Annotated in this window: 13 protein-coding genes; all 13 read left to right on the top strand. The window is 43.9% G+C overall.

Translation table 11 applies throughout. The features are described from left to right. Nucleotides 1-98 precede the first annotated feature (98 nt). Nucleotides 99-3,704 carry a DNA-directed RNA polymerase subunit beta' gene (rpoC, locus tag ACSFXN_RS18715; protein ID WP_437151755.1) on the top strand — a complete coding sequence of 1,202 codons (3,606 nt, stop codon included), beginning with the start codon at nt 99-101 and terminating at the stop codon, nt 3,702-3,704. Nucleotides 3,705-3,836: 132 nt separating this feature from the next. Next, nucleotides 3,837-4,085, top strand: coding sequence for a 50S ribosomal protein L7ae-like protein (locus ACSFXN_RS18710; RefSeq protein ID WP_437151754.1), 249 nt, complete (start codon nt 3,837-3,839; stop codon nt 4,083-4,085). 99 nt (nt 4,086-4,184) lie between these two features. After that, on the top strand, nt 4,185-4,604 hold the full coding sequence (rpsL, locus tag ACSFXN_RS18705) for a 30S ribosomal protein S12 (RefSeq protein ID WP_300990945.1): 420 nt from the start codon (nt 4,185-4,187) through the stop codon (nt 4,602-4,604). 44 nt (nt 4,605-4,648) lie between these two features. Continuing rightward, a complete protein-coding gene (gene rpsG, locus ACSFXN_RS18700; RefSeq protein WP_036803872.1) occupies nt 4,649-5,119 on the top strand; it encodes a 30S ribosomal protein S7 in 471 nt (156 codons plus the stop codon). A gap of 51 nt (nt 5,120-5,170) precedes the next feature. Then, nucleotides 5,171-7,249: an elongation factor G gene (gene fusA, locus ACSFXN_RS18695; protein ID WP_437151753.1), complete on the top strand. Its 2,079-nt coding sequence runs from the start codon at nt 5,171-5,173 to the stop codon at nt 7,247-7,249. A 115-nt stretch (nt 7,250-7,364) separates the two neighbouring features. Next, nucleotides 7,365-8,552, top strand: coding sequence for an elongation factor Tu (tuf, locus tag ACSFXN_RS18690; protein ID WP_437151752.1), 1,188 nt, complete (start codon nt 7,365-7,367; stop codon nt 8,550-8,552). A gap of 335 nt (nt 8,553-8,887) precedes the next feature. Beyond that, nucleotides 8,888-9,787, top strand: a complete 900-nt coding sequence (ilvE, locus tag ACSFXN_RS18685) for a branched-chain-amino-acid transaminase (protein WP_300990949.1) — start codon at nt 8,888-8,890, stop codon at nt 9,785-9,787. A gap of 363 nt (nt 9,788-10,150) precedes the next feature. Next, on the top strand, nt 10,151-11,881 hold the full coding sequence (gene ilvB / locus ACSFXN_RS18680) for a biosynthetic-type acetolactate synthase large subunit (protein ID WP_437151751.1): 1,731 nt from the start codon (nt 10,151-10,153) through the stop codon (nt 11,879-11,881). After that, on the top strand, nt 11,878-12,390 hold the full coding sequence (ilvN, locus tag ACSFXN_RS18675) for an acetolactate synthase small subunit (protein ID WP_437151750.1): 513 nt from the start codon (nt 11,878-11,880) through the stop codon (nt 12,388-12,390). The genes ilvB and ilvN overlap by 4 nt, the downstream gene beginning before the upstream one ends. 30 nt (nt 12,391-12,420) lie before the next feature. Beyond that, nucleotides 12,421-13,455 carry a ketol-acid reductoisomerase gene (ilvC, locus tag ACSFXN_RS18670; RefSeq protein WP_301857713.1) on the top strand — a complete coding sequence of 345 codons (1,035 nt, stop codon included), beginning with the start codon at nt 12,421-12,423 and terminating at the stop codon, nt 13,453-13,455. Continuing rightward, nucleotides 13,442-14,983 carry a 2-isopropylmalate synthase gene (locus ACSFXN_RS18665; protein WP_437151749.1) on the top strand — a complete coding sequence of 514 codons (1,542 nt, stop codon included), beginning with the start codon at nt 13,442-13,444 and terminating at the stop codon, nt 14,981-14,983. The genes ilvC and ACSFXN_RS18665 overlap by 14 nt, the downstream gene beginning before the upstream one ends. A gap of 33 nt (nt 14,984-15,016) precedes the next feature. Beyond that, nucleotides 15,017-16,117: a 3-isopropylmalate dehydrogenase gene (gene leuB / locus ACSFXN_RS18660; RefSeq protein ID WP_437151748.1), complete on the top strand. Its 1,101-nt coding sequence runs from the start codon at nt 15,017-15,019 to the stop codon at nt 16,115-16,117. 18 nt (nt 16,118-16,135) lie between these two features. Continuing rightward, complete coding sequence (gene leuC / locus ACSFXN_RS18655; protein ID WP_437151747.1) at nt 16,136-17,554, top strand: 3-isopropylmalate dehydratase large subunit; 1,419 nt, start codon at nt 16,136-16,138, stop codon at nt 17,552-17,554. The last annotated feature ends 8 nt before the right edge of the window (nt 17,555-17,562 follow it).

Here is a 17,562-nt window from a genome sequence, read left to right as displayed (position 1 = left end):
GAAGCGGACGGTCCAAGCCTACCGTCCGGCTTCCAATCACTTGGTCTTAAACGAGGACAAGCCGTACAGAAACTCGAGACAAAAGGGAGGTAGGCTCCTTGATAGATGTTAACAATTTTGAGTATATGAAAATCGGATTAGCGTCACCCGATAAAATCCGCTCATGGTCTTATGGAGAAGTCAAAAAGCCAGAAACAATTAACTACCGTACGTTAAAACCAGAAAAAGACGGTTTGTTCTGTGAACGTATTTTCGGTCCTACAAAAGACTGGGAATGCCATTGCGGTAAATACAAACGTGTCCGTTATAAAGGTGTAGTCTGCGATCGTTGTGGCGTTGAAGTCACTCGTTCAAAAGTACGCCGTGAACGCATGGGCCATATTGAACTTGCAGCTCCTGTATCACATATTTGGTATTTCAAAGGAATTCCGAGCCGCATGGGCCTTATATTAGATATGTCCCCGCGCTCGTTGGAAGAAGTTATTTATTTTGCTTCTTATGTAGTAATCGATCCTGCTGACACACCGCTTGAAAAGAAACAGCTTCTTTCTGAGAAAGAATACCGCGCTTATCGCGATAAGTTCGGTAAAAAATTCCAAGCAGCAATGGGTGCTGAAGCAATCAAGCGACTTCTACAGGAAATTGACCTTGAACGCGAAACAGATTCGTTAAAAGAAGAGTTGAAAACTGCTCAAGGCCAACGCCGTACTCGTGCAATCAAACGCCTTGAAGTAGTGGAATCATTCCGCAACTCCGGAAATAATCCGGATTGGATGATTCTGGACGTTTTGCCGGTAATTCCACCGGAACTTCGCCCAATGGTTCAATTAGATGGCGGACGTTTTGCAACTTCTGACTTGAATGATTTGTACCGCCGGGTAATCAACCGGAACAACCGCCTTAAACGATTGTTGGATCTTGGTGCACCAAGCATCATTGTTCAAAACGAAAAACGTATGCTTCAAGAAGCTGTAGATGCATTGATCGACAATGGCCGCCGCGGCCGTCCTGTTACTGGACCGGGTAACCGTCCGTTAAAATCTCTTTCTCATATGTTGAAAGGGAAACAAGGGCGTTTCCGTCAAAACCTTCTTGGTAAACGTGTTGACTATTCCGGCCGTTCCGTTATCGTGGTTGGACCGAACTTGAAGATGTATCAGTGCGGATTACCGAAAGGAATGGCAATTGAGTTATTCAAGCCTTTTGTAATGAAAGAACTTGTTGAGCGAGGTCTTGCGCATAATATTAAGAGCGCGAAACGTAAAATTGAGCGTTTGCATTCAGAGGTTTGGGATGTACTTGAAGACGTAATTAAGGAGCATCCGGTTCTATTGAACCGTGCCCCGACTCTTCACAGACTTGGTATTCAAGCATTTGAGCCAACACTTGTCGAAGGTAAAGCAATCCGTCTACATCCGTTAGTATGTACTGCATACAACGCCGATTTCGACGGTGACCAAATGGCTGTTCACGTACCGCTTTCTTCTGAAGCACAAGCTGAAGCTCGACTTCTTATGCTTGCTGCTCAGAATATCTTGAACCCGAAAGACGGGAAACCCGTTGTAACTCCATCTCAGGATATGGTTCTAGGAAACTATTACCTGACTCTTGAGCGCAAAGGTGCTACAGGTGAAGGTGCAACATTCTCTGGGCCTGAAGAAGCGTTTGTCGCTTACCAGACAGGACATGTTCACTTGCACACAAGAATTGCAATTCTTGCTGGTTCTTTAAAGAATCCGACGTTTACAGAAGAAGAAAACAAAATGCTTTTATTGACATCTGTCGGTAAAATTATTTTCAATGAAATTCTGCCGGAGTCTTTCCCGTATATTAACGAACCAACCGATTATAATTTGCAGGTGGAAACGCCAGCTAAATATTTCGTGCCAACTACAACAGATATCCGTACTCATATTGCGGAAGCTGAGCTGGTAACGCCATTCAAGAAAAAAATTCTTGGAGAAATCATCGCTGAAGTATTCAAACGTTTCCATATTACTGAAACCTCAAGAATGCTTGACCGTATGAAGACACTTGGATTCAAATACTCAACACAAGCTGGTATTACAGTTGGAGTTGCAGATATTGTCGTACTTCCTGATAAAAATGAAATCCTTGTTGAAGCGCAAGCAAACGTAGATAAAGTTATGAAACAGTTCCGACGTGGATTGATTACTGAGGAAGAACGTTATGCACGCGTCATCTCACATTGGAGCAGCGCAAAAGATATCATTCAGGAAAAACTGATGGCTTCTCTTGATAAATTGAACCCAATTTACATGATGAGTGATTCCGGAGCCCGAGGTAACGCATCCAACTTTACTCAGCTTGCTGGTATGCGCGGACTTATGGCCAACCCGGCTGGACGCATTATCGAACTTCCGATTAAATCTTCATTCCGTGAGGGTCTGACGGTACTCGAATACTTCATCTCTACTCACGGTGCACGTAAAGGTCTGGCCGATACTGCATTGAAAACTGCCGATTCAGGTTACTTGACGCGCCGTTTGGTTGACGTGGCACAAGATGCTATCGTCCGAGAAAACGATTGTGGAACAGACCGAGGGCTGCTTGTTGGGGCATTGATGGAAGGTACGGAAGTAATCGAGGAACTGGACGAGCGTATTGTAGGCCGCCATGCGAAGAAAACAATCCGCCATCCTGAAACAAAAGAAGTAATTGTAGCAAAAGACGAATTGATTACTCAGGACTTGACTCGCTTGATTATGGAGGCAGGAATCAAGGAAGTAACAATCCGTTCAGCGTTTACATGTAATACGAAACACGGCGTATGTAAGAAATGTTACGGCACTAACTTAGCGACTGGTGACGAAGTTGAAGTGGGCGAAGCAGTTGGAATCATTGCTGCTCAATCAATCGGTGAACCGGGAACTCAGCTTACAATGCGTACTTTCCATACAGGTGGGGTTGCGGGAGACGATATTACACAAGGTCTTCCACGTATCCAGGAAATTTTTGAATCGCGGAATCCAAAAGGTCAAGCAGTAATTTCTGAAATTAACGGTACCGTTACCGAAGTAGATGAAATTCGCGAAGGCCAAAAAGAGATCACAATTCAAGGAGATGTCGAAACACGTAAGTACTTGGCGCCATATAATGCCCGCCTAAAAGTCCAAGTGGATGATGTTATCCGCCGAGGTGAAGTATTAACTGATGGTTCGATTGATCCGAAACAATTGCTTCAAGTAAAAGATGTTCAATCTGTTCAACTGTATTTACTGAAAGAAGTTCAAAAAGTATACCGTATGCAGGGGGTTGAAATCGGCGATAAGCACGTAGAAGTTATGGTCCGTCAAATGTTCCGTAAAGTCCGTGTTATTGAAGCCGGCGATACCGACTTGTTGCCAGGTTCACTTTTGGATATTCACCAGTTCTCAGAAGCGAATAAAAAGGCAGTTTTAGAAGGCAATTTGCCAGCAACGAGCCGCCCAGTTATTCTTGGTATTACCAAAGCTTCTCTTGAAACAGAATCATTCCTATCAGCCGCATCATTCCAAGAAACGACACGTGTCCTCACAGATGCAGCGATTAAAGGGAAACGTGATGAGTTGTTAGGTCTTAAAGAGAACGTCATCATCGGCAAACTTATTCCAGCTGGAACAGGAATGCAGCGTTATCGCCAAATTAAAATTGCGCGAAGTGAAAAAGAAGCACAACAAGAAATCGTCGGCACAGAGTCATAAACTAATCTTTTCCGGGGAGCCTTTTCCAAACTCCCCGGAATTTTTTAAGAATATTGTTGACATCAAATTCATACAATGATAATATGTTGAGGGTTGATGGTTTAACCGTCTGACACTTTGGAGGATATGCAAATGTCTTATGAAAAAGTAAAGCAGGCAAGTAAAACAATCATAGGTACAAAGCAAACAGTAAAAGCTTTAAAAAGCGGTATTGTCCGAGAGGTAATAGTGGCAAAGGACGCGGACGATCGAATGACCGAACAGATTATTCAGCTAGCTAGAGAAAAAGGTATTCCGGTCGAATTTGCAGAATCACGCTTAAAGCTTGGCAAAGCATACGGCATTCATGTCGGAGCAGCTGCTGTAGCGATTACTGGATGACAGTTTTTGTGTAGAAAACACAAAGACTTTGTTTTTACCCAAAAAATGATCCACCTGGATATGTGGAATTAGAACACCTTTTGAGAGGAGGAAAAATCGATGCCTACAATTAACCAATTAGTTAACAAGCCTCGTAAACCAAAAAGCACTAAATCAGACTCACCAGCGTTGAACAAAGGATATAACAGCTTCAAAAAGTCTCAGACTAATGTAAGCTCTCCACAAAAACGCGGAGTTTGTACACGTGTTGGTACAATGACACCAAAGAAACCTAACTCTGCCTTGCGTAAATACGCACGTGTACGGTTAACAAACCAAATTGAGGTTAATGCTTACATCCCTGGAGAAGGCCACAACCTTCAAGAGCACAGTGTAGTTCTTCTACGCGGCGGACGCGTAAAAGATTTACCGGGTGTGCGTTACCATATCGTACGTGGAGCACTTGATACTGCTGGAGTTAACGGCCGTATGCAAAGCCGTTCTTTATACGGAACAAAACGTCCAAAAGTAAAAAAATAATTATTTGAAATAACGAAGTAATTTCGTTGAAAGGAGGAACACACATGCCTCGTAAAGGTCCTGTATCGAAACGTGACGTGTTGCCAGATCCGATTTATAATTCCAAATTGGTGACACGCTTAATTAATAAAATGATGGTTGACGGAAAAAGAGGTACTTCACAAAAGATTCTATACGGAGCGTTTGAATTAGTTAAAGAACGCAGCGGTAAAGATCCAATTGAAGTATACGAACAAGCGTTAACAAACGTAATGCCAGTTCTTGAAGTTCGCGCACGCCGTGTTGGTGGAGCTAACTATCAAGTACCGGTTGAAGTTCGCCCTGAACGCCGTACAACTTTAGGTCTTCGCTACCTTGTAAACTATTCACGCCTGCGTGGAGAAAAAACAATGGAAGAGCGTTTGGCTAACGAAATTCTTGATGCTGCAAACAACACTGGAGCTTCAGTTAAAAAACGTGAAGATATTCACAAAATGGCAGAAGCGAACAAAGCGTTTGCTCATTACCGCTGGTAATTTCTTTCAAGATGTTAAAATCTTAATCCGAAATGGAAGGAGAAAAACAACATGGCTAGAGAGTTCTCCTTAGACAAAACACGTAATATCGGAATCATGGCACACATTGATGCCGGTAAAACGACTACTACGGAGCGTATTTTATACTACACAGGCCGTATTCACAAAATCGGTGAAACGCATGAAGGTGCTTCTCAAATGGACTGGATGGAGCAAGAGCAAGAGCGTGGAATCACGATTACTTCTGCTGCTACAACTGCTTCATGGAAAGGACACCGGGTCAATATCATTGATACTCCTGGACACGTAGACTTCACTGTTGAAGTTGAACGTTCATTGCGTGTACTTGATGGTGCTGTTACAGTTCTTGATGCTCAATCGGGTGTTGAACCACAAACTGAAACAGTATGGCGTCAAGCAACAACATACGGCGTACCACGTGTTGTATTCGTCAATAAAATGGATAAAATCGGTGCAGATTTCCTTTATTCTGTAGGTACATTACATGACCGCCTGCAAGCAAATGCTCACCCAATTCAATTACCAATCGGTGCAGAAGAAGATTTCACAGGGATTATTGACCTTGTTGAAATGAGCGCGCGTTTCTATGCAAACGATTTGGGAACTGAAATCACTGACGGAGAAATTCCGGAAGATTATAAAGAGTTAGCTGAAGAATGGCACACTAAACTAGTGGAAGCTGTTGCTGAGCTAGATGAAGATTTGATGGAAAAATATCTTGGTGGGGAAGAAATCACTGTAGAAGAACTTAAAGCAGCAATCCGTAAAGGAACGTTGGCAGTTGAGTTTTACCCAGTGGTATGCGGAACTGCATTCAAGAACAAAGGTGTTCAATTAATGCTTGATGCAGTAATTGATTACCTGCCATCACCTCTTGATGTACCACCAATGACTGGTGTTCTTCCTGATTCAGAAGAAGAAGTAATTCGCCGCCCTAGCGAAGATGAGCCGTTCTCTGCGCTAGCATTTAAAGTTATGACAGATCCATACGTAGGGAAACTAACATTCTTCCGCGTATATTCTGGATCTCTTAAATCTGGATCATATGTTCAGAACTCATCAAAAGGCAAGCGTGAACGCGTAGGTCGTATCCTGCAAATGCACGCGAACTCTCGTGAAGAGATCTCTGAAGTGTATTGTGGAGATATCGCTGCTGCAATCGGCTTAAAAGATACTTCTACTGGAGATACTTTAAGTGACGAGAAAAACCAAGTAATCCTAGAGCGCATGGTATTCCCGGAACCAGTTATCTCATTGTCAGTAGAGCCGAAATCAAAAGCGGATCAAGACAAAATGGGTCAAGCCCTTGCGAAACTGCAAGAAGAAGATCCGACTTTCCGTGCACATACAGATCAGGAAACTGGTCAAGTAATCATCGCTGGTATGGGTGAACTTCACCTTGATATCCTTGTTGACCGTATGCGCCGTGAGTTTAACGTAGAAGCTAACGTGGGTGCTCCTCAGGTATCATACCGTGAGACATTCCGCAGCTCTGCACAAGTCGAAGGTAAATTTGTACGCCAATCTGGTGGACGCGGACAATTCGGACACGTTTGGATTGAATTTTCTCCAAACGAAGAAGGAGCAGGTTTTGAATTTGAAAATGCGATCGTTGGTGGTGTTGTTCCACGTGAATACATCCCAGCTGTTGAAGCGGGTCTTCGCGACTCTCTAGACAACGGTGTTATTGCCGGATATCCATTGATTGATATCAAAGCTAAATTGTTCGATGGTTCTTACCATGATGTTGACTCCAACGAAATGGCCTTTAAAGTAGCTGCTTCAATGGCTCTTAAAAACGCTATTTCTAAAGTTAACCCAGTTCTTCTTGAGCCAATTATGCGCGTTGAGGTTGTTATCCCTGAGGAATACCTTGGAGATATCATGGGTGACATCACGTCACGCCGTGGCCGTGTAGAAGGTATGGATGCTCGCGGAAACGCGCAAGTTGTCCGTGCTATGGTTCCTCTTGCAGAAATGTTTGGTTATGCAACTTCATTGCGTTCTAACACGCAAGGCCGTGGTGTGTTCTCAATGCACTTCGATCATTATGAAGAAGTACCAAAATCAATTTCTGAAGAAATTATCAAAAAAAATAAAGGTCAATAATTGAATTTTGATCTTTAATAAAGTATAAATAGTTTGTATGCCTGGAATAATAGGGCCCTGTTATTCCGGCGCTTCAAACAACTAATCAACTTATATTTTGAGGAGGATTTTTCTAATGGGAAAAGCTAAATTTGATCGCTCTAAAACACATGCGAATATTGGTACAATCGGTCACGTTGACCATGGTAAAACAACTTTAACTGCTGCAATCGCTACAGTTCTTGCTAAAGCATCAGGTGGAGAAGCTCGTTCTTATGACCAAATCGACAACGCACCTGAAGAAAAAGAACGCGGTATCACTATCAATACTTCACACGTTGAGTACGAAACTGCTAGTCGTCACTACGCACACGTTGACTGCCCAGGACACGCTGACTATGTTAAAAACATGATCACTGGTGCTGCACAAATGGACGGCGGGATCCTAGTAGTATCTGCTGCTGACGGCCCAATGCCACAAACTCGTGAGCACATCCTACTTTCACGTCAAGTTGGTGTTCCTTACCTAGTAGTATTCATGAACAAATGTGATATGGTAGACGACGAAGAACTTCTTGAGCTTGTTGAAATGGAAGTTCGCGATCTCCTTACTGAATATGACTTCCCTGGCGATGACATTCCTGTTATCAAAGGTTCTGCTCTTAAAGCTCTTGAAGGAGAAGCGGAATGGGAAGAAAAAATCATGGAATTGATGAACGCTGTTGATGAGTACATTCCAACTCCACCACGTGACACTGACAAACCATTCATGATGCCAGTTGAGGACGTATTCTCAATCACTGGCCGTGGTACGGTTGCTACTGGACGCGTTGAACGCGGACAAGTTAAAATCGGTGACACTGTTGACATCATCGGTCTTACTGAAGAACCAAAATCTACAACTGTAACAGGTGTAGAAATGTTCCGTAAATTGTTAGACTACGCTGAAGCTGGCGACAACATCGGTGCTCTTCTTCGCGGGGTTTCTCGTGACGACGTACAACGTGGACAAGTATTGGCTAAACCAGGCACAATCACTCCACACACTGAATTCACTGCTGAAGTTTATGTTCTTTCAAAAGAAGAGGGTGGACGTCACACTCCATTCTTTACAAACTACCGTCCGCAGTTCTACTTCCGTACAACTGACGTAACTGGCGTTTGTAACCTTCCTGAAGGCGTAGAAATGGTTATGCCAGGAGACAACATCGAAATGACAGTTTCTTTGATTTCTCCAATCGCTCTTGAAGAAGGAACTAAATTCTCTATTCGCGAAGGCGGCCGTACTGTAGGCGCTGGAGTAGTTGCTTCAATTCAGAAGTAATTTTTGCTTGAATTTCAAATCCCCTGACTCATTTTTATGAGTCAGGGGATTTTTTTGTGGAAGGAAAGCAAGTAAATATCGACTTTTATTTTGTTCTTCGGTAGAATGTAATATACTGCATTCAAAAAAATTCATATTTTTTTAAATACTCTCAAAACCTTGATGTTGCAACATTGGAAGCGGATACATTTTTGGATAATGTTCAAAATAGACTAAAAAGTCCAACAAACGCTGTTGACACCTTTCAAAATAGGCGATATGATAACAACAATTTACAGAAAGTAAATAAGAATTTAAGGAGCAAGAATAAACTTTTGGAGAAAGAAGTGGGAAGTATGGAACAACAAGTAATCTATATGAACGGTGAATTTGTTAGAAAAGAAGACGCTAAAGTTTCGGTTTACGATCATGGGTTTTTATACGGAGACGGAGTGTTCGAAGGAATTCGTTCTTACAACGGAAACGTATTTCGATTAGAGGAACATTTAGAACGTCTTTATGATTCAGCAAAATCAGTGATGCTTGAAATTCCACACACTTTCGAAGAAATGACCAACTTGGTTGTTGAGACTCTCCGCCAGAATAAATTAAAAGATGCTTACATTCGTCTGGTGGTTTCAAGAGGAGTTGGAAATCTTGGTCTTGATCCTTTAAGTTGTGGAACACCTAATGTCATTGTAATTGCAGAACCATTATCTTTATTCCCAAAAGCTCTATATGATTCAGGAATTGAAATTGTATCCGTTGCGACAAGACGGAGCCGATCAGATGTCCTAAGTCCAAAAGTTAAATCATTAAATTATATGAACAATATCCTAGTTAAAATAGAAGCGAGCTTAGCTGGCGTATCAGAAGCACTCATGCTTAATGATCAAGGATATGTAGCTGAAGGATCAGCGGATAATATTTTCATCGTACGCAAGAAAAAATTGCTCACACCACCTGGTTATGTAGGAGCGCTTGAGGGAATTACCCGAAACGCTATTATGGAGATTGCAGCTAAAAAAGGTTATGAAGTACAGGAAGCTGTTTTCACAAGACACGATGTTTATGTCGCTGATGAAGTTTTCTTAACTGGAACAGCTGCAGAAGTGATTGCAGTCGTTAAAGTGGATGGACGAGTGATAGGAGACGGAAAACCAGGTCCTGTGACAAACGATTTGCTCGTATCTTTCCGTGAATTAGTTCAGCAAGATGGAGTAAAGGTATATGCAGAACACTTGAATGTAGTTTAAACAAAAGCCATCAAAACAACTAAAATTATATAACGTCAACTCAATGACGAGGTTAAAGTAAATGGAAATTGTATTCACAGAGAGCCGGTATAGGTGGAAGCCGGCAATACTCCCATTTACGACATCCCCTCTGAGTGGAGTGCTGAAAGGTTTTTACCGTTTAGGCATTCCCGGTAGCCGGCTCGATTAGGTTACCGTTAGCAAAGGATAAGCATAGCTTATCTGTGAGGCTGCGGTTGCGCGGCGAAATAGGGTGGTACCATGAAGCTTTTTCATCCCTATACAAAGAACAAGTTTCTTTGTGTAGGATGAAAAAGCTTTTTTTATTCTACCAAAGACATAATCCAAAAGGAGGCGGACAGATTGGGCGTAAACGTTGAAGTAAGAGAAGAAACGAAGCAGAAGTTGCAAGGCAGTGGGGCTGATGTCCTGATTCAGTCATTGAAAGAGCAGGGTGTTGAAGTGATTTTCGGTTATCCGGGAGGGGCTGTACTACCCATTTACGATGCGTTGCATAGAAATCCAATCCGGCACGTGCTTGCGAGACATGAGCAAGGTGCCATACACGCAGCCGAAGGATATGCTCGGGTGTCAGGCAAAACAGGAGTTGTGATTGCAACATCGGGGCCGGGGGCGACGAACCTCGTGACCGGTATCGCGGATGCTATGCTTGATTCGCTGCCGCTCGTAGTGTTTACCGGACAAGTTGCCAGTACCGTAATCGGAACAGACGCTTTTCAGGAAGCAGATATCATCGGTATCACCCAGCCGATTACAAAACATAATTATCAAGTAAAAAGTGTGGCAGATTTCCCAAGAATAATCAAAGAAGCATTTTACATCGCTTCAACAGGACGGCCTGGACCGGTTGTTGTAGACATTCCAAAAAATATTTCGACAGAAATGTTTATAGCAGACCACCCGCAAGATCAGGAAGTTTACTTGCCAGGTTATCAGCCTACAACTAACCCGAATTATCTGCAGATCCAAAAAGCCGTGCAAGCGTTGGCGGAATCTAAAAAACCGCTGATCCTAGCTGGAGCCGGAGTTTTAGCAGCTCAAGCAACAGCAGAGCTTCAAGCGTTTGTAGAAAGACATGAAATTCCGGTTACGAATACATTGCTGGGGCTTGGATCAATTGGAGGCGAACATCCTCTGTTTCTTGGAATGGCTGGCATGCACGGAACGTATACAGCCAATACCGCAATTTGCGAATGCGATGTTCTCTTGAACATCGGTGCCCGGTTTGATGACCGGCTCACCGGCAATCTCGCAAGTTTTGCACCAAATGCAAAAGTAATTCATATCGATATCGATCCTGCGGAAATTGGAAAGAACGTTCCGACAGCTATTCCAATTGTGGCAGATGCTAAAGAAGCATTGAAGGAATTGCTAAATCAGCACCTGGAATCACCGGATACAACCGACTGGTTGAAGCATCTGTCGGCCAATCAAGTGAAATATCCACTCCATTACAAAGCCGACAAGGAACGGGGAATTCTTCCGCAGCAGGCAGTGGAATTGATCCATCGCTTAACAGGAGGGGATGCAGTCGTTACGACAGATGTTGGACAACATCAAATGTGGACAGCTCAGTATTACAAATTCAATCATCCGCATAATTGGGTAACATCAGGCGGTTTAGGGACGATGGGATTCGGATTCCCGGCAGCGATTGGAGCGCAGCTGGCAAAACCGAGTGACACCGTCGTAGCGGTTGTCGGAGATGCCGGTTTTCAGATGACGCTGCAGGAACTATCGCTACTGCAGGAGCTGCGCCTTCCGGTGAAAGTGGTGATTTTGAACAACCAAAGCCTCGGAATGGTAAGACAGTGGCAAGAAACATTCTACGAAGAGCGGTATTCCCAATCGTTGATTCATGTACAGCCGGACTTTGTGAAGCTGGCGCAAGCTTATGACATTGAAGGCTACAAAGTGGAAACTATGGAAGAAGCCGAAAAAGTATTTGCAGAAGCATTTGCTTCCGACGGTCCGGTATTGATTGATTGCCGGGTGGTGCAAATGGAAAATGTTTATCCAATGGTCGCGCCAGGCAAGGGGTTGAATGAAATGATCGGAGTGAAAGGTGAATGAGACGAGTTATAACAACAACGGTACTTAATCAAAGCGGCGTGTTGAACCGGGTGACCGGCCTGTTAATGAAACGGCAATTCAACATCGAAAGCATATCTGTCGGACATACGGAACAACCTGGAATGTCGAAAATGACCTTTATCGTAAATGTCGACAATGAAGGGAAGCTGGAACAGTTGTTAAAGCAGCTGCAAAAACAAATTGATGTCATTAAAGTGCACGATATTACAGACAAAGCCATGGTGCTGAGAGAACTGGCAATCGTAAAAGTGGCATCATCACCTGCGGCCCGGAATGAAATTTATACCATTGTTGAACCTTTCCGTGCAACAGTGGTAGATATGAGCAAGAATGTGACTACCTTCCAGGTAGCAGGCGATCCAGAGAAGATTGAAGCATTTATTGATTTAATGAGACCATATGGCATTAAGGAAATTACTAGAACTGGTGTATCAGCATTTGTCCGGGAAACGCAAAAAGCACAAACCGAGCAAATGTCTATTATATAAAAACCCAAACACTCGAGGAGGAAATTAAAAATGGCAAAAATGTATTATAACCAAGACGTAAACGAGCAGGTATTAGAAGGAAAAACAATCGCAATTATCGGATATGGTTCTCAAGGACACGCACACGCACAAAACTTAAAAGAATCAGGATTTGATGTAGTTGTTGGCGTAAGACCAGGGAAATCTTTTAACCAAGCACAAGAAGACGGCATGAACGTAACAACAGTAGCAGAAGCAGCACAAGCAGCAGATGTCATCATGATTTTGGTGCCGGACGAAAAACAAACGAAAATCTACAATGAAGAAATCAAACCGGCATTGACTGCTGGAAAATCACTTGTTTTTGCTCACGGCTTTAATGTTCATTTCAACCAAATCGTTGCTCCGGAAGATGTAGATGTATTCTTGGTAGCACCAAAAGGTCCAGGTCATCTTGTTCGCCGTACATACGAAGCGGGAGCAGGGGTTCCGGCATTGATCGCCATCCACCAAGACGTTACAGGACAAGCGCAAGAAGTGGCTCTTGCTTACGCAAAAGGAATTGGTGCTGCGCGCGCTGGTGTTCTTGAAACAACATTTAAAGAAGAAACAGAAACAGATCTATTTGGTGAACAAGCAGTGCTTTGTGGCGGTGTGACATCACTTGTGAAAGCTGGATTTGAAACATTAGTGGAAGCAGGCTATCAGCCGGAAGTGGCTTACTTCGAATGCATGCACGAACTGAAATTGATTGTTGATTTGATGTATGAAGGCGGACTTTCAGGAATGCGTTATTCAATCTCTGATACAGCTCAGTGGGGAGATTTCGTTTCAGGCCCTCGCATTGTCGATGCAGCAACTAAAGAACGCATGAAAGATGTTTTGACTGACATCCAAACAGGAAAATTCGCAAAAGGCTGGTTGCTTGAAAATCAATTGAATCGTCCGGAATTCACAGCTATCGAAAAAGCGGAAGAAAATCATCAAATCGAGCAAGTAGGCCGAGTGCTTCGTGAGATGATGCCGTTTGTAAATGAAGGCAAGAAGACAAAAACAAAAGAGGTGGTTGCTAGTGCGCAAAATTGACATCTTTGATACAACGCTAAGGGACGGAGAACAGTCGGCCGGGATCAACTTGAATACTGCTGAGAAAATCGAAATCGCCCGCCAACTCGAACGTTTTGGGGCTACGATCATTGAGTCAGGATTTCCAGCAGCTTCACCAGGAGATTTCGATGCAGTTCAACGCATCGCAGGCACAGTGAAAAATTCAATCGTGACGGGCTTGGCCCGTTCGGTTGAAAGTGATATTTCCACTGCATGGGAAGCATTAAAAGGCGGCGAACAGCCCCATGTCCACATTTTCTTGGCAACTTCACCGATTCATATGGAACATAAATTGATGAAAACACCAGAACAAGTAATTGAAACCGCTGTAGCTTCTGTCAAATACGCCAAGCAGTTTTTCCCGCTTGTCCAGTGGTCGGCAGAAGATGCTTCCCGTTCCGAACCGGAATTTCTGGCACGCATCATCCGTGAAGTTATTAAAGCGGGCGCCACTACAATTAATCTGCCGGATACAGTAGGTTACGCCACACCACATGAATACGGTGCGCTATTCCGCTATATATCGGAAAATGTTATCGGTATTGAAAACGTCAAGCTTTCAGCGCATTGCCATAACGATTTAGGAATGGCTACAGCAAATACACTAGCTGCTATTGAAAATGGTGCAACTCAAATAGAAGGCACGATTAACGGCATTGGAGAACGCGCCGGAAACGTAGCTCTTGAAGAAATTGCAGTCGCTCTTCATATTCGCAAGCAAGTTTATGAAACTGAAACCGGCATTCAGCTAAAAGAAATTAAGCGCACAAGTCAATTGGTAAGCCAGTTGACAGGCAGCTTGATTCAGCCGAATAAAGCTGTTGTCGGAAAAAATGCTTTCGCCCACGAATCAGGCATACATCAGGATGGCATGCTAAAAAATCCGTTGACGTATGAAATTATTACGCCGGAATTGATTGGTGATGCAAAAACTGAATTGGTGCTCGGTAAACATTCCGGCAGACATGCCTTCAAAGACCGCGCACTTAAAATGGGCTTTGAGTTGAGTGATGAAAAGCTGAAAAAAGCTTTTGTGGAATTTAAGAAACTAGCGGATCGCAAAAAAGTAATAGTGGAAGATGATTTGCTAGTTTTGTTAACCGATCAGCAAATTAATGACAGCGAAATACCGGTCTATAAATTGGAAAATGTACAAGTTCATTATGGTACAGCAAATATCCCGACAGCTACAGTTTCTGCTTATCAGCCGAGCGGCGAATTGGTAACAGAAGCTGCAACAGGCGCAGGATCGGTGGAAGCGATATTCAATACGTTAGAGCGCATTGTAGCCGGCGAAGTCCATATTCTGGATTATCGGGTAACGTCAATCGGCAAAGGGCGCGATGCACTTGGCGAAGCGGTCATCAATATGACGTATGATGGCGAAACGGTAACGGGTCGCGATGTGGCACAAGATGTTTTGGAAGCAACAGCAAAAGCTTATTTGAACACAGTCAATCGTCAATTGGTTAAATCAGGGCAAAAATTAAAAGTCACAGCGATATAAAAAGCAAAGCAATCGAAAGAGGAGGAATTTAAAATGAAAAAAACAATAGCGGTATTGCCAGGAGACGGAATCGGACCAGAAGTAACAGATGCGGCAGTAAAAGTGCTGCAATCCATTGCAATGCGTTATGGACATACTTTTCATTTGAAACACGCGTTGATCGGAGGCAGTGCAGTCGATGCGCATAACAATCCGCTGCCTGACGAAACCATTGCCGCATGCACGGCGAGCGACGCGATTCTCCTCGGCGCTGTCGGAGGTTCGAAGTGGGACCAAAATCCAGGGCATCTTCGCCCGGAAAAAGGTTTGCTGAACATCCGGAAGCATTTCGATTTGTTTGCAAATATCCGGCCGGTCAAGGCAATTCCTGCTTTGCTTGGATCTTCTCCATTAAAAGAAGAAGTGGCAAAAGAAGTGGACATGGTAATTGTGCGTGAGCTGACAAGCGGCTTGTATTTTGGCGAACCTAAACGCCGGACAGAAAAGGCGGGAATCGATACACTCGTTTATACACGCGAAGAAATTGAACGGATTGTCGATCAGGCGTTTGAAATTGCCCGCACACGAAGAGGGAAAGTAACTTCAGTTGATAAAGCAAATGTGCTGGAAACAAGCAAACTATGGCGCGAAGTAGTGGAAGAACGGAAAGCAGCTTATCCGGATGTTGAAGTAGAACATATGCTGGTCGATTCAGCAGCGATGAAACTGATCACGGATCCACGCCAGTTTGATGTCGTAGTTACTGAAAATATGTTTGGTGACATTCTAAGCGATGAAGCTTCAGTTATCACAGGTTCACTTGGTATGCTACCTTCAGCAAGTGTTCGTTCAGATGGATTTGGTCTATATGAGCCGGTACATGGTTCGGCTCCTGATATCGCAGGGCAGAACAAAGCTAACCCGTCCGCTGCTATTTTATCGGCAGCGATGATGCTGCGACATTCGTTCAGCATGCATACGGAAGCGGCGGCAATCGAAGAAGCGGTTATGAGTGTGTTGGAGGATGGTTATTGCACAGGTGATTTGTCGGTTGAAGGCAAGCATGTTGTATCAACTGATCGATTCGTTACAAAAGTGATTGAAGAGTTGGAAAGAGAATTTGTTTCAGAACATATCATGTATTCTTATGTTTGATTGAAAGGAGAGTTTTGCATGGCGAAAACGATTATCGAAAAGATTTGGGAACAGCATATTGTATACGAAGAGCAAGGAAAGCCGGATCTCCTTTACATCGACCTTCATTTATTGCACGAAGTCACTTCGCCTCAGGCATTCGAAGGGCTTCGGCTAAATGGCCGCAAAGTGCGCCGGCCGGACTTGTGTTTTGCGACGATGGACCATAATGTGCCGACGAGAAACCGAGAAACGATCACAGATCCAATTTCCCGCAAGCAAATTAAGACTCTCCAGCAAAATTGTGATGAGTTCGGCGTTCCGCTTGCCGGCATCAATCACCCAGACCAAGGAATTGTCCACGTCATCGGACCAGAGCTGGGGCTTACACAGCCAGGCAAAACAATTGTCTGCGGAGATAGCCATACCTCCACTCACGGAGCGTTTGGCGCTTTGGCATTTGGAATTGGCACCAGTGAAGTAGAGCATGTCCTTTCAACTCAAACTCTTTGGCAATCAAAACCAAAAACGATGGAAATCCGCATTGACGGCGAACTGGGCTTCGGAGTTTCTGCTAAAGATGTAATTTTAGCGATTATCGCGAAGTTCGGTGTTGATATGGGGACTGGACATATTGTGGAATACACAGGAGATGCCATTCGCAAACTTTCTATGGAGGAACGCATGACTATTTGCAATATGTCAATTGAAGCTGGTGCTCGTGCCGGATTGATCAGTCCGGATGAAACGACCGTCGAATACTTGAGAGGCCGCAGACATGTGCCAAAAGGTGAAGCGTTTGAACAGGAAGCCGCTAGGTGGAAAGCATTAGCAACTGAAGAAGGAGCTACGTACGATGTGTCGCTCAGCATTCATGCGGATGAAATTTCTCCTTTTGTTACTTGGGGAACGAACCCTTCGATGGGATCAGGCATCGCAGGCCATGTGCCTTACGAAGCAGACTATGACAAACAAGCGGACCGCGATGCATTAAAGCAGGCTTTAGCGTATATGCAGCTAGAACAAGGTGCACCATTATCTTCCATCGATATCCAACATGTCTTTATCGGTTCCTGTACCAATGCACGTATTGGAGATTTGAGAGCTGCGAGTGCAATTGTCGAAGGGAAAAAAGTGCATCCATCGGTAACTGCCATAGTTGTTCCAGGATCAGAATCGGTGAAACGGACAGCAGAAGCAGAAGGATTGGATAAAATCTTCCTGGAAGCTGGGTTCGAATGGCGGGAAACAGGATGTAGTATGTGTTTGGCAATGAACGAAGATTCTGTGCCTGCAGGAGAACGCTGTGCTTCCACTTCAAACCGGAACTTTGAAGGGCGCCAAGGAGCGGGTTCTATGACGCATTTGGTCAGTCCAGTCATGGCAGCAGCTGCTGCAATTGAAGGGCATTTGACAGATGTTCGTAATTTTATGAAAGAACCAGTGCCAACAGCATAGATAAAGTG

Origin of the sequence: Planococcus sp. 1R117A (assembly GCF_051417975.1) — a bacterium.
GTDB classification, from domain to species: Bacteria; Bacillota; Bacilli; order Bacillales_A; family Planococcaceae; genus Planococcus; species Planococcus shenhongbingii.
This window is presented reverse-complemented; position numbering and strand designations above follow the sequence as displayed.

What these genes read in the sequence shown, in the direction of transcription:
- leuC (WP_437151747.1), top strand. Translation starts at nt 16,136, where the DNA reads ATGGCGAAAACGATTATCGAAAAGATTTGGGAACAGCATATTGTATAC.
- rpsG (WP_036803872.1), top strand. Translation starts at nt 4,649, where the DNA reads ATGCCTCGTAAAGGTCCTGTATCGAAACGTGACGTGTTGCCAGATCCG.
- ACSFXN_RS18710 (WP_437151754.1), top strand. Translation starts at nt 3,837, where the DNA reads ATGTCTTATGAAAAAGTAAAGCAGGCAAGTAAAACAATCATAGGTACA.
- ilvN (WP_437151750.1), top strand. Translation starts at nt 11,878, where the DNA reads ATGAGACGAGTTATAACAACAACGGTACTTAATCAAAGCGGCGTGTTG.
- ilvE (WP_300990949.1), top strand. Translation starts at nt 8,888, where the DNA reads ATGGAACAACAAGTAATCTATATGAACGGTGAATTTGTTAGAAAAGAA.
- rpsL (WP_300990945.1), top strand. Translation starts at nt 4,185, where the DNA reads ATGCCTACAATTAACCAATTAGTTAACAAGCCTCGTAAACCAAAAAGC.
- ilvC (WP_301857713.1), top strand. Translation starts at nt 12,421, where the DNA reads ATGGCAAAAATGTATTATAACCAAGACGTAAACGAGCAGGTATTAGAA.
- fusA (WP_437151753.1), top strand. Translation starts at nt 5,171, where the DNA reads ATGGCTAGAGAGTTCTCCTTAGACAAAACACGTAATATCGGAATCATG.
- tuf (WP_437151752.1), top strand. Translation starts at nt 7,365, where the DNA reads ATGGGAAAAGCTAAATTTGATCGCTCTAAAACACATGCGAATATTGGT.
- leuB (WP_437151748.1), top strand. Translation starts at nt 15,017, where the DNA reads ATGAAAAAAACAATAGCGGTATTGCCAGGAGACGGAATCGGACCAGAA.